Origin of the sequence: Microcoleus sp. S36a_B3 (assembly GCF_036700745.1) — a bacterium.
GTDB lineage: Bacteria > Cyanobacteriota > Cyanobacteriia > Cyanobacteriales > Microcoleaceae > Microcoleus.
On sequence record NZ_JAUBPN010000035.1, the window covers coordinates 24,181 to 37,267 of the forward strand.

General features: G+C 46.2%; 9 protein-coding genes. 5 read left to right on the top strand and 4 right to left on the bottom strand.

What is annotated here, in order from left to right; translation table 11 throughout:
• The first annotated feature begins 30 nt into the window (after positions 1-30).
• Together QUA01_RS24495 and QUA01_RS24500 are read left to right on the top strand one after the other, a co-directional pair.
• On the top strand, positions 31-3,339 hold the full coding sequence (locus QUA01_RS24495; protein ID WP_333093092.1) for a PAS domain-containing sensor histidine kinase: 3,309 nt from the start codon (positions 31-33) through the stop codon (positions 3,337-3,339).
• 158 nt (positions 3,340-3,497) lie between these two features.
• Positions 3,498-5,366, top strand: coding sequence for an adenylate/guanylate cyclase domain-containing protein (locus tag QUA01_RS24500; protein ID WP_333093093.1), 1,869 nt, complete (start codon positions 3,498-3,500; stop codon positions 5,364-5,366).
• A gap of 115 nt (positions 5,367-5,481) precedes the next feature.
• Here the strand turns inward: QUA01_RS24500 and QUA01_RS24505 are convergent, their stop codons facing one another.
• The 3 genes from QUA01_RS24505 to QUA01_RS24515 all read right to left on the bottom strand — a co-directional run bounded on the left by QUA01_RS24505 (position 5,482) and on the right by QUA01_RS24515 (position 9,210).
• Positions 5,482-7,566 (bottom strand): restriction endonuclease, encoded by a 2,085-nt coding sequence (locus QUA01_RS24505; protein WP_333093094.1) that lies wholly within the window; start codon positions 7,564-7,566, stop codon positions 5,482-5,484.
• A gap of 122 nt (positions 7,567-7,688) precedes the next feature.
• Positions 7,689-8,456, bottom strand: a complete 768-nt coding sequence (locus tag QUA01_RS24510; RefSeq protein ID WP_333093095.1) for a YebC/PmpR family DNA-binding transcriptional regulator — start codon at positions 8,454-8,456, stop codon at positions 7,689-7,691.
• Between the two features lie 115 nt (positions 8,457-8,571).
• Complete coding sequence (locus QUA01_RS24515; protein ID WP_333093096.1) at positions 8,572-9,210, bottom strand: histidine phosphatase family protein; 639 nt, start codon at positions 9,208-9,210, stop codon at positions 8,572-8,574.
• A 130-nt stretch (positions 9,211-9,340) separates the two neighbouring features.
• Here QUA01_RS24515 and QUA01_RS24520 point away from each other — a divergent pair, with 130 nt between their 5' ends.
• Together QUA01_RS24520 and QUA01_RS24525 are read left to right on the top strand one after the other, a co-directional pair.
• Positions 9,341-9,676, top strand: coding sequence for a hypothetical protein (locus QUA01_RS24520; RefSeq protein WP_333093097.1), 336 nt, complete (start codon positions 9,341-9,343; stop codon positions 9,674-9,676).
• Positions 9,664-9,954, top strand: a complete 291-nt coding sequence (locus QUA01_RS24525; protein WP_333093098.1) for a type II toxin-antitoxin system RelE/ParE family toxin — start codon at positions 9,664-9,666, stop codon at positions 9,952-9,954. Before QUA01_RS24520 ends, QUA01_RS24525 begins: the two co-directional genes overlap by 13 nt.
• Positions 9,955-9,993: 39 nt before the next feature.
• On the opposite strand, the gene QUA01_RS24530 is transcribed toward QUA01_RS24525, so the two are convergent.
• Positions 9,994-10,677, bottom strand: coding sequence for a class I SAM-dependent methyltransferase (locus QUA01_RS24530; protein WP_333093099.1), 684 nt, complete (start codon positions 10,675-10,677; stop codon positions 9,994-9,996).
• A 333-nt stretch (positions 10,678-11,010) separates the two neighbouring features.
• Here QUA01_RS24530 and QUA01_RS24535 point away from each other — a divergent pair, with 333 nt between their 5' ends.
• On the top strand, positions 11,011-12,864 hold the full coding sequence (locus QUA01_RS24535) for a polysaccharide biosynthesis/export family protein (protein ID WP_333093100.1): 1,854 nt from the start codon (positions 11,011-11,013) through the stop codon (positions 12,862-12,864).
• Positions 12,865-13,087 lie beyond the last annotated feature (223 nt).

Here is a 13,087-nt window from a genome sequence, read left to right on the forward strand (position 1 = left end):
CACTCCTTCGGAGTTTGGGTATTACCACTCATGATAACAGACTCTTTCCACCTGTCTCTCCTAGAACGGGCGATCGCCGCGTCGAGCAACAGCATCCTGATTGCAGATGCTAACAGCCCTGATACACCTATTATTTACTGCAATCAGGCTTTTGAGAAACTGACGGGTTACAGTACCGAAGAAGTTATTGGACGCAACTGCAGATTTTTGCAAGGTGCCGATACCGATCGCGCCGAATTAGACAAACTCCGCAGCAGTGTGCGATCGGGAACAGAAATTAAGGTTGTTCTCAAAAATTACCGCAAAGACAAAACTCCTTTTTGGAACGAATTAACCGTTTCCCCCGTTCTAGATGGCGAGGGGAAATTAACTCATTTTATCGGAGTTCAAAATGATATTACCAAAAGAATTATAGCCGAAACAGCCCTGCAAGAAAGCGAGGAAAGATTGCGGGCGATCGCCACTGCAACTCCCGTTCCTATCCTAATAACCTGCCAGTCAGACAGCACAATATTGTACGCAAATCCCGCCCTAGGCGAAACTTTTGGTTTGAACTCCGAAAAGTTTATCGGCAGCAAAAAGAGCGATTTTTATGCCGACGCGAACGATCGCCATAAATTGCTAGAATTAGTCAAAGAAAAGGGGTTTAGCGACGGTCAACAAATCTGCCTCAAAAAAGCAAACGGCAGTTTGTTTTGGGTAAAAATGTCGATGCGATCGATTAATTTTAACGGTGAAGCGGCAATTTTATCGGCATTTTACGATATTACCGATCGCGTAGAAGCAGAAACAGCACTCAGAGTCAGCGAAGCGAGATTTCAAAAATTAGCCGCCAACGTTCCCGGCATGATTTATCAATTTAAGCTAGCAGCAGACGGAACTGTGTCATTTCCCTACCTCAGTTCCGGCTGCCGCGAACTCTACGAATTAGAACCAGAGGTGCTCCAAAATTCTGCTATTAGCGCAATCGAAAGGCTTCATCCAGACGACGCGCCAAGCTTCCACGAATCTCTGGCTGTCTCAGCTAAAACATTAGAACCTTGGCGCTGGGAAGGCAGATTAGTTTTTCCGGGCGATCGCATCAAGTGGATTAGCGGGGCTTCCCGACCAGAAATCGGCAAAAAAGGTGACATTATTTGGGATGGGTTGTTGATCGACATTAGCGATAGCAAACAAACAGAATCAGCACTGTGGCACAGCGAAGCCAGATTTCAAAAAATGGCCGCCAACGTGCCCGGAATGATTTATCAATACTTGTTGCGTGCCGACGGTTCTAATCAATTCACTTATGTCAGTTCCGGCTGTTGGGAACTCTACGAATTAGAACCGGAAAAACTGAAAAAAAACTCAACTTTTATGTGGTCGTTGGTGCATCCAGACGACATAAAACCTTTGTTAGAATCCCTAGCTATTTCCGGGGACAATTTACAACCTTGGACATATGAAGGGCGGATCGTCACCAAGTCAGGAAAATTAAAATGGATTCGCGCCATTGCCCGCCCCGAACTTCAACCGGGCGGCGATCTGCTTTGGGAGGGAGTAACCATCGATATTAGCGATCGCAAGCTAGCAGAAATCGCCCTAGGCGAGTCAAAAATCGCTTTACAACAAGCCAATCAAGAACTAGAAAAGCGCGTCCTACAGCGCACAGAAGCCTTGCACGCCTCGCAAAAAATGCTGTGGTTGGTGATAGACAACATCCCTCAGTTAATCACCTGGAAAAATCGAGATTCAGTTTACTTGGGAGGTAACAAAAACTTTGCCAAAATCGCAGGTTTCAATCATCCCAGTGAAATCGTCGGTCTCACCGACTACGATATGCCTTGGAAGCCAGAAGAAACAGAATTTGTTCGATCCTGCGACCAACGCATCATGGCAACCAACACCCCAGAATATCACATTATCCAGCCGCAACTGCAAGCCGACGGCACCCAGGGCTGGGTGGATACAAATAAAATACCTTTACACGACAATTACGACAATGTAGTCGGGATTTTGTCTACCTTTGAAGACATCACCGACAGGCTTTCCCTGCAAGCTCAAGTCCGGGGTAGCGAGGAACTATTTCGCAAAATTTTTGAAGATGCACCCATAGGGATATACTTAGCCAATTTAGAGAATAACCAATTAGTGCGAGTTAATAAAAATTTCTGCCAAATGCTGGGTTCTTCCGCTGCCGAATTGTTAGGTAAAACATTTATAGAAATTGGACATCCCGAAGATAGAGCCCAAAAAATCCAAGTGGCTGCTGCTCTGTATCGGGGAGAAATTGCCAGCTATCAAATCGAAATCCGCCAGATTGCGGCGACAGGTAAAATTGTTTGGGTAAACGTGACATCTACTCTGATTCGAGATGGCGAAGGAAAACCTCTTTACAAATTAGGGATGATTGAAAATATTACCAACCGCAAAATTTCTGCAGCAGCACTCCAAGCTTCCGAATCTCAATTGAGAAAACAAGCAACTCAATTGCAAGAAGCCTACGAACAACTCCAATACGCTCAAATCCAATTAGTTCAATCTGAAAAAATGTCGAGTCTCGGTCAAATGATGGCCGGGATTGCCCACGAAATAAACAATCCTGCAACTTTTATTCACGGCAATATTTCTCACACCCAGAACTATTTTAACGATTTAATAGAAATCTTGAATCTCTACCAGGAATCCTACCCGTACCCAGATCCTCAAATTGTTGAAAAGCTTAAGGAGTTAGACTTAAATTTTCTCAAGGAAGATTTGCCAAAAATGTTACATTCCATGAGAGTAGGGATAGAAAGAATTAGTAAAATTGTGTTGTCGCTCAGAAATTTTTCGCGACTGGATGAATCAGAAATGAAGTTGGTAGACATTCATGAAGGCATTGATAGCACAATATTAATTTTGCAGCATAAATTGCATCAAGAAAATCCCAAAAGCCGGATTGAAATTATTAAAGATTACGGAAAAATCTCAAAGATTGACTGTTGTGCGGTGCAGTTGAACCAGGTATTTCTAAATATTATCGGCAATGCGATCGAGGCTCTAGAAAACCAACCGCAACCCCGGACGATCGTGATTCGCACAGAAATGAAAAAAGCCGGATTGACAAGCCACAATCAAAGCAAGCTGAGTGAGTGCGATCGCCTTGTCATTTGCATCGCCGACAGCGGCCCGGGAATGACCGAAGAGGTTCGCAAGCGGCTGTTTGACCCGTTTTTTACGACCAAAGCGGTCGGGTCTGGCACAGGCTTGGGGTTGTCCATCAGCCATCAGATTGTGGTAGAAAAACATAGGGGAAGTTTGCAGTGTATCTCTCGACCCGGACAGGGAGCGGAATTTTGGATTGAAATTCCGGTGTAAAGGATGGAAATTTAGCTAAAAGTTTAAATATCTAACTTTTAATGCCCAATTGCCGTCGGTGCTTGAGTTATCGGGGTTTTGAATTAACAACACTCAGAGGCCAAAATTAATCGCATTCAGCGGTGCGCCCATCTGCTGCCCTTATTTACTAGGCAATTATGCTGAAAAAACTACCTTTCTCCTGGTCTCGCTACATTCCAGCCGGGTTGACGCTCGTTTTGGGTGTGGGAATGTCTGCCCTAGCGTTTGCCTTGGTTTGGGACTGGGAAGACAAGCGCCGCGACTACGAAATGAACCGCCGCATAGACGATATTTCGATCGGCATCGAACGCCAGCTAAACTCCGACTTAGACACAGTGCTCGCCCTCAGCGACTACATGAAAGCCTTCAGCGCCGTCGAGCGCTCATCTTTTGCCAGCTTTGTCGGCCGTCCCCTATCCGTCCACCCCAGCCTGCAACTGTTGGCTTGGGTGCCCCGCGTCCCCAATTCCGAGCGGCAAAACTACGAAGCCAAAGCCAGAACCGAAACCGACTCCAGCTTCGAGATTACAGAGCGCAGCCCCCGAGGAGAACTGCGTAAGGCCAGCCAGCGTTCCGAATACTTTCCGGCTTTCTACGTCGAACCAACAGCCGGAAACGAGACAACATTGGGCTTTGACCTAGCCTCGGCCCCAAAAATCAGCGCGGTTCTCGATCGATCGCGCGATACCGGAGAAATGACTGTCACCAGCTACATCGGCCTAAGTGAGGAGAATTTCCCGGAACCCGGTCTTTTGGTAATGGTTCCGATTTACCAAAACAGCGCTAAACCGACTACCCTCGAATCCCGCCGCCAACTGCTGCAAGGATTTGTTCTGGGCATATTTCGAGGCAAAGATATTTTTCAAGCTTCTTTAAAAGGACGCAATACCGAATACCTCACCATTTATCTCGGCAACGAGGCTTCAGACAAGCAAGAAGCACGGTCGCTGTTACCGCTAAGGGGGAACCGAGTTGTCAAAAATCAGGCGGCTTTGAGCCAAATTCAGCATTTTGGGTTGATTTTCCAGCCAGACAGCCAACAAGTGCTGACCGCATCGGCCGCTGCAGAACGCGATCTCCGGTCAAACTGCCCGATTCAAGACGATCGAGACTTGGATCGCAAAGCCTGCCAAAGGCTGGTAAAAATTAGCGGCCGCCAGTGGTCTGTGTACGTGTCAGCAACTGCGGAAATTCGCAAGATTCGCAAGCACTGGCGCTCTTGGGGAACTCTGACGATGGGGATGCTGTGGACTCTGATTCCAGTGACATATATGCTGACAGCTTTGAGTCGCACCGCCCAAATCGAAAAGCTAGCCCGAGAAAGAATTAGCCAAGCCGAAAAGTTGCAGACTGCTTACCAACAGTTGGAACTCGAACAAGGTAAGTCCGAGGAATTGCTGTTGAACATTTTGCCGGCAGCCATCGCCCTGCGTTTGAAGGACAACGAACACAATATCGCCGAAAGTTTTGCGGAAGTAACTGTGATGTTTGCCGACATTGTGGGGTTTACAGAGCTTTCGTCGAGAATTTCGGCGACTGCGGTGGTGGAAGTTCTCAACGATATTTTTTCGGCTTTTGACCATTTGGCCGATCGCCACGGTTTAGAGAAAATTAAGACTATTGGTGATGCTTACATGGTTGTCGGCGGTTTACCTACGCCGCGAGAAGATCATGCCGAGGCGATCGCCAATATGGCGATCGATATGCTGCATGAAATTAGGCTGCTGAGTTTAGAGCATTCGGAACCTTTCAGTATTCGGATCGGCATTAGCAGTGGCCCTGTAGTTGCTGGCGTCATCGGCCTAAAAAAGTTTATTTACGACCTTTGGGGCGACACAGTAAATATTGCTTCGCGCATGGAATCCCACGGCATAACCGGCTGCATTCAAGTCACCGCCGAAACCTACGAAATATTAAAAGATAAATATACATTTCAGAAGCGCGGCGCAATTCAAATCAAGGGAAAGGGATATATGGTTACTTATTTGCTGACCGGAAAAAAATAATTTATGGACGCACGGGCAGTCAGAAACCGGGTTTTTTTCACCAAAAAACGAGTTTCTGCCCGCAGCCTCGGTAAAAACCCGGTTTCTTTGCCTTTATGCGTAAATCCTTTATCCGTTATTTTTTAGCTCGAATCACTAAATCAATTAACTGTTCTCTTCCCCAGAGTTGTACCCCATTCGCTTGAGCCAGTTTATGAGCATTGGATGTAAACATACTGTTTGTAATAACGATCGCATCTTGCGCCCCGTAATACTTAACCGCACTAACCACTTCTTGCACAGCGGAATTTCCCACCTTGCCTTGATAGCGTTTTGCCTGAACAACGGTTTTTTTGCGGGCTTTAGAGAGAATCAAGTCCGCACCAAAATCCCCCGTTTTCGGTGTCATTTCGACCGCATAACCGAGATTGCGGAAACAGCAGGCTAAAAATTCCTCAAACTCTTCTCCCGTCATGCGATCGACCTGATCGATTAAATACCCAATCTCAGGCACTTCTAACTGAGTAGAACCTGCTAAAATCTGCTTGAATTTTTTCAGCAGAATTGCACTCAACTTAGTAGAAGGAGAATGAGAAGATAAGGGGGGAGCTTGTGATTCAGTATCTATTAAATTCGCAATCTTTGGCACGTCTAATCGCCCAGCAACTTTTATGATTTTTTGGAAATTTTGCAGCAGACTCGAACTCAACTTATTAGTAGAAGGAGAATCAGAAGATAAAAAGGGAATTTGTGACTCAGCTTGGACTTCAGTTTGTGCTTCAGTGGGTGGCGGTACCGGATCCTCGATCGAAGTTTGCTGGGCTGGCTTTTGAGCTTGCTTTCTTTTGCTCAAAACAGCCCGTTGAATTGTCAGCAAAATTTTCCCCTCTTGTTGATTAATTTCACCGTCAGCCTCGACGATCTCAGTGCATCGCTTTAGAAGTGGTTCGGCAAAATCAAGTTCAAGTTGTGCGAGTAAAATATCCAACTTGGGAAGCAATTTAGACTTATTTGTCACAGCTTCAATCTCAGCTAAAGACCTGGGATTTAAATTCGCCGCTCGTAATTCCGGTAATAACTCATCCCATCGGGTGAATTTTTTGCTGGCATAGACGACATACACCAAAATCCAATCCATCACCGTTTCTTGTGCGATTGCATTCTCTAAATATTGCTCATTTTCCGCTTGCAATACCTCTCGTAAATCTTCCAGCTTAGTTTCGATTTTCGAGGAATCGAGATGCGCCTCATAAAACCGACAAGCACCGTATCCCAGCGCGTAAATCATTGCCGCACTGGCGCTAGCATTAATTACCGCACCCGCTAAGGGAATATTGCTGACAAGCGTAACTCCAGCTTCGATCGCTAAATTGCTCCCCAAGGATAAACCGAAAATAGCGACAACTTCTTTTTGGCGATCGCTCGATTGCAAATCCTTTCCATAGGCGGCAGCAATTTGATAAACCAACTCGGCAGATAACGCCGTCATTGCCGCTAAATCCATGCCAGCAAATGCCAAAGCTGCGCCCGGAACTAAACTGCTCACCAAGCCACTTCCTGCAGCTAGCAAGGCTTTTTCCACCATTAAGCGATGTGCGATTTTTTGAGGTTTCTCGTGAGGATATTGGCGCTGTAACTCTCGAACTTGCGCCTCGGCATTTACGACATCAACAGCATCTATAGCATTAACTAACCAGTCGATTTTGAACTTTTGGGTCAGTTTTTTCAGGATAGGACTCTGCGAAATAAAAACTAGGGATGAACCAAAAAAATTGGGAACTTGCATTGCTGCACTTCCCGCACTCGCCGCTGCATTCCCCACCGCACTCGCGGTATTAACAAAAATCGCACTTCCAGCACTTCCGGCATTGCCTACCGCACTCGCGGTATTAACAACAATCGCACTTCCAGCAGTGCCGGCTGCATTCCCCACCGCACTCGCCGTATCAACAATCGCACTTCCGGCATTCCCTACCGCATTCCCTACCGCACTCGCCCTTGCAGAGACGGCTCCGAAAACGGAACCGAACCAATTGGATTTATCCCCTGGTTTAGCCTGCACCTCCGATTCGGATCGATCCTTGGTTTCTGATACTTCGGTTGCTGACAGAACTTCTTCTGAGTGGGTGCTGTCTCTTTTGCTTTCGTTGTTATCTAGCATGGCTTTAGTGTGGGTTGAGATTTTCAATGCAGCTTTTTCAGCAATGCGTTGGATTGACACTCCCCCCTCGCCTACAGATGGGGATGCGTTTCCTGGTAATAGTGCAGCGCGATCGTCCCGCTGGCGATTTTTCGTCTTTTGCAGTGCCAGCAGGACGCTCCCGATCCCTCATCTTTCAACCATTAAACCATGACCGAAGACATCAATTCATCGCTCATTTCAAAATTAGCCGTCACGCTTTGCACGTCGTCCAAATCTTCCAGTGCATCCATTAACTTAAGGAGCGATCGAGCTTTTTCAGGAGTATCTATTTCCACTGTATTGCTGGGAATCCAGCGAGTTTCCGACTGTAAAACTGCAAAACTTTTTTGTTTCAAAACATCAGCCAACTGTTCCAAATTACCCACGCTTGTAAATACCTCTGCACCTTCAGTATCCTCATCAATTAATATCAAATCATAAGATTCCGCAGCCGCCTCTAGCGACGCTTCAAACAATTGTTCCTCATCAATCGGGCCGCGTACCGTACAAACTCCTTTGTTGTCAAACATCCAGCCCACACAACCTGTTTCGCCCAAGTTTCCGCCATTTTTAGTAAAAGCTTCTCGCAAGTCAGCCGCTGTGCGGTTGCGGTTGTCTGTCAGCGCTTCAATCAGAATCGCAACTCCGCCAATACCGTAACCTTCGTAGCGAATAGCTTCTAATTCCGAACTTCCCCCGGCTAAACCGGCACCTTTGGCGATCGCCCTTTCTATGTTTTCACTAGGAATATCAGCCGCCTTGGCTTTTTCAATAGCAGTCCGCAGTTGAAAATTACCAGCGGGATCGGGAACTCCGCTGCGGGCGGCGACAATTATTTCGCGAGATATTCTAGCAAAAACCTTGCCTTTAGCGGAATCAACTCTCGCTTTTTGGCGTTTAATAGTCGCCCATTTACTGTGTCCAGACATACTGATTTAAGATTTTGAATTTAAAATGTGCGATCGAGATCAAATAAACCTAAGGTGCGGAGTGTGCACCTTACACACATAGCATAAAATGCGATTTTTTGCACGAATTTCAACTTTAATTAAAGCGAACAACAGCTTGAGTGTCGGTGAGGTGGGAAGTATCGCCATTAAGTGCGATCGACCATTCGCCCTCACCGCGCACCACTTTCACCAAACAGCACAGAGAAGCGTTAATTTCCGTTTCAACACCGCCGGCCAGCCCGATCGCACTTCCCAAAACCGACGCACCGTGACCTACTAATAACATATCTTCAGGAAACTCAGCAGCCAGGCGTTTAGCAGTTTCCCCCGCCCTTTTGAGACAAGCTTCAGCGGTTTCGGGATAATTAGCAATACCGCCTTTGTAGGAAGCATCAACCCTCGGAAAACGCCTGCACAAATCTTCGACAGATTCAGTTTCCGGCATTTCAGTCATCCATTCAGGATTCAGCCATTCGCACAGTCCCCACTCTAGTTTAATTGACAAATCGAGAGCTTCCGCCGCGTGATTTGCAGTTTGGACAGTTCGCAGAAAAGGGGAAGCGAAAATGTGAGAAATTCCTTCACCTTTGAGGCGATTGGCGAGTTGTTTGGCTTGAACGTGACCGTCTTCGGAAAGGTGCGGATCGTAGCGGTGTTCTGCGGTGAGAAACCAGTCGGGGTTAACGAAGTCGATGCGGTTTCCGTGGCGTGCGATCCAGACTGTTTGTGGCATTAGTTCTTGTTAAGTTGGCTGCGGGCGATTTCTATTAAAGTCTTTAATTTATTTTACCGTACTGTGCGTTATAATCATCGCAACTATTTGACATTGCGCTAGAATTGAATCAGTCACTCTCTATGATCCAATGGCTCAATCTATAAAGCAACTCCACGCCCAAATTCAGGTCATGCCTAGCGATGCAGTTAAGGCGATCGTGCTTTCATGGCTGAATCTGTCCAACGCTAATCTCAGCGACTTTGAACGCTTAATCGCAGAAATTGTGGAGGAAAATGAGGGATATCAGTGGGGAGAAATTGATACAGCAAACCAGTTTCACCCCCTTAGCGAAGAACAAACCATCGCAAGCAGTCTCTCCGTCTTGGAAGATTACCAGACTAGCAAGATAGGTGTTTCTGGCGATCGGGTTAAGGAATGGGCCGATAGTTTAGGAAGCGATCGCGAATTGCCATGCCCTCAGTAATTTGGACACCCCCAGCCCTAGCAGCACTCGATCGGCATCGCCAATTCCTGGCCGAAACTGACCCCAATCTTGCGGTTAAAGCGATTCAAAAGATTGTAGAGGTGGCAGAAAGTTTGCAGACATATCCACAAAGAGGTGCGATCGTTGAACAAGCCCCTGGTCTGCGCAAACTAATTGTGACCTTTGGGAAAGTGGGTTTTGTTCTACATTACGCTATCCTAAACGATGAAGTCCTAATTTTGCAAATTTATCACGGACGACAACAGCGTCCAACCTGAGTTGTGCAGACGAAAGTTTATAAAGACGCGATTTAGCAGTCACTTGGTAACTCGCAGCATCTTATTTCCGCCTTTTTGAAACTCATAGGGAGCCTCTTGAACTTCCACACGAAAACTTCTATTTTTCAATTCGGCAATAATTGGATTTAAATGCTCAGATTCCTCCCCGCTAAAACTTTGCAACAGCGGAAATACCCGCACTTCCTTTGCAACCCGACACATTTCTGTAATTGCTTCTATATGAAACTCTTCCGAAAGCAGATGAGAATAAGCAAATAAGAAATGGCTGCACAAAGCTAAATCAAATTGACCGTTCTCGAAAGGTAAAACTGGCAATTCAGCATTTATGTAGCGGCCTTGCTCCAAACCAGAAGGAAAATCTGCTAAAAATTCCTGCATCGCCTTCATTCGCACTTCGCCTAGCTGGTACGGCGATTCAAAATTATTCCACAGGTAGCCGTCTAAATTGGCCTTAACACCGTCAATCACAGTTTGATATGTTTCTTGGATGCGATCGCCAATTTCTACCGCAGTAAACTGATACACTGGATCGCAAGAAATTACCTTTTTACCTTGGCGAGTCATTTCGGCATTAAAACTCGCCGGGCCGCCCGCACAATCCAGAATTGCTAGCTTGAGATCGGTTGATGTCAGGCTAAACATTCCTATGTATTCATCCAAGCAGCGTCCCCAAGGAATTACTTTATCCAATTTTAGTGACACTTGTCTTTGTCCTGCAGAGAGAATTATTTAACATTTTACCTCAAATCAGGGTGGTTTTTTCCTATCCCCTTTCTGTGGCGGGTTGATTTGTATCGCGAGTTATGTATGAAAAATTTTGCTCAAACGAGATCCTAATCCTGAGAACAGTGGGCTGGCTTTACACTTTCTTTACAAAAAAGGGGCAAAATAGTTAAGTGCGATAGTACAATTTTTATGCTTGCACTTGTGGATTTTGCAGCGAAGCGAGGCTACACTGGACAGCAGGGAAAATAAACTAAAATCCACTAGCTAAATTGCTCTTGTTCAATGGCAGGCTGCAACCAGGAAAGAAAGATGAAACATACCATTCAAACCGCTACAAGTCTGAGTTTGTCAGCACTCCTGGTGCTATTGAGTTCGCTGCCCAGTATAGCTCAGTTGCCTGCCGTCAGAAATCCTGCGCCCGCTAGGAACCCAAACCAACCGAGAGTACCGCCTCCACCACCTCCGGGTTCGAGTTTGCCTTTAGGCAATTCGGGTGCGCTGACACAAGAAGCAGCTTATACTTTAGGCTCGGGCGATCGCATTGCTTTAGATATCTTCGGCGTTCCAGAATTCAGCAAAGAATATCAAGTGTTAGTTGACGGGACGCTCAATTTGCCAATCATTGGCAGCGTCTCAATTCAAGGATTGACGCTGCAACAAGCCGCTAACGTCATTACCAAGCGCTACGAACCCTTCATTAATGTTCCCGTTGTCACCGTGACTCTGATGCTCGCTCGCCCTCTAAATATAGGTATTGCAGGTGAAGTTACTCGCCCCGGTTCCTACAAAATTAATCCCGCCAGAGAAGGAAGCGGAGGAGGAGTAAAATTTCCGACTTTGATGGAAATGCTGCAGCTTGCAAAAGGGGTGACGTCAGCAGGAGATATGCGAAACGTCCAAATTCGCCGTTCCCGCACAGGAGGTGCTGAGCAAGTTACTACTGTGAATTTGCAGGATTTTTTAGACACGGGAAATTTGAGCCAAGATGTCACGATCCGAGATGGCGATACAATTTTTGTACCGACAGCAAGTGCCCTCAATACTCAAGAAGTCCGTCAAAGAGCCAGTGCTAATTTTTCCGCTGATATTACTAAACCAATTGGTGTGGTAATTGTTGGAGAAGTGAACCGGCCAGGGCCTTATACTGTATTTGCTTCCGATGTGCGATCGACCAACCAACAAACAGAGTTGAGTTTTGTATCTATCGACCAGCAGCAAGGGGCGGTTGTGGGCTTGCCAACAATAACTAGAGCCCTCAAAATTGCCGGCGGTATCACTACAGAAGCCGATATCCGTCGCGTGCAAATCCGCCGCCAAGTCAAAGGCGGCAACGAACAAACCATCATGGTAAATCTGTGGGATTTGCTGCAAAAAGGCGACTCTACTCAAGATATTTTGCTGCAAGAAGGTGATAGCGTAATTATCCCGACAGCATCTACTGTAGACTTGACTGAAGTTTCCCAAATCGGAAGTACGAGTTTCTCTCCAAACGCGATTAGCATCAATGTTGTGGGGGAAGTAATCAGGCCTGGAGCTTTACTGGTTAAACCCAGTACATCCCTGCACCAAGCTTTGCTGACTGCAGGCAGTTTCAATCAATTGCGGGCGAAAAAAGACAAGGTGGAACTGTTGCGTTTGAACCCCAACGGTACTGTTACTCGCCGCACTATCGATGTGGATTTTGCTCAAGGGTTGAATCCTGACAATAACCCAGTTCTCCGCAACAATGATGTGATTCTCGTAGCGCGATCGGGCTATACCAGGGTAGGAGACAATATCAACAGTTTCTTGCAGCCAGTGATAGGAGTTGCAACAGGGATCAACGCTGTTAGCGGAGTTTTTACTGGGTTTCAAGCAACCATCAACGCTTTTCAAAACTTATTTTTGGGAGGAGATTTTGAGCGAAAAAATCAACTCAGACAGCTTCGCGAACAACGTCAAGACAGACAAGAGCAACGTGAAGACAGACAGCTAGAGAGACAAAGACAAGCTGAAGATAGACAGCAGCAAGCTGAAGACAGACAGCAGCAAGCTGAAGACAGACGCTTGCAACTTGAAGACAGACAGCGACAAATAAATGTTGAAAATCAGCAACTTCAACTTCAGCAGCAACAACTTCAGCTACAGCAAATGCAGCCACAAACTACGACCACTACTCCTTGATATCATCTTCGGTAAAATGACCTAAGTTTGTAAACTTTTGAGGACTGAAGTCTTCGCTACAAACTAATTTGAATTTGATTGTGGTTTTGAATTTCGGGTACCCGAATAAGAAAGTCCGCGCCTGCGGACTTTAAAACCCACATTTTGCAGATATTTAGACAAATTTAATAGTTTTAAATTTGTCGGCATAAAGCCATGAAATCAACATATAGCAACGGTATCA

What these genes read in the sequence shown, in the direction of transcription:
- QUA01_RS24535 (WP_333093100.1), top strand. Translation starts at nt 11,011, where the DNA reads ATGAAACATACCATTCAAACCGCTACAAGTCTGAGTTTGTCAGCACTC.
- QUA01_RS24525 (WP_333093098.1), top strand. Translation starts at nt 9,664, where the DNA reads ATGCCCTCAGTAATTTGGACACCCCCAGCCCTAGCAGCACTCGATCGG.
- QUA01_RS24510 (WP_333093095.1), bottom strand. Translation starts at nt 8,456, where the DNA reads ATGTCTGGACACAGTAAATGGGCGACTATTAAACGCCAAAAAGCGAGA.
- QUA01_RS24500 (WP_333093093.1), top strand. Translation starts at nt 3,498, where the DNA reads ATGCTGAAAAAACTACCTTTCTCCTGGTCTCGCTACATTCCAGCCGGG.
- QUA01_RS24520 (WP_333093097.1), top strand. Translation starts at nt 9,341, where the DNA reads ATGGCTCAATCTATAAAGCAACTCCACGCCCAAATTCAGGTCATGCCT.
- QUA01_RS24515 (WP_333093096.1), bottom strand. Translation starts at nt 9,210, where the DNA reads ATGCCACAAACAGTCTGGATCGCACGCCACGGAAACCGCATCGACTTC.
- QUA01_RS24495 (WP_333093092.1), top strand. Translation starts at nt 31, where the DNA reads ATGATAACAGACTCTTTCCACCTGTCTCTCCTAGAACGGGCGATCGCC.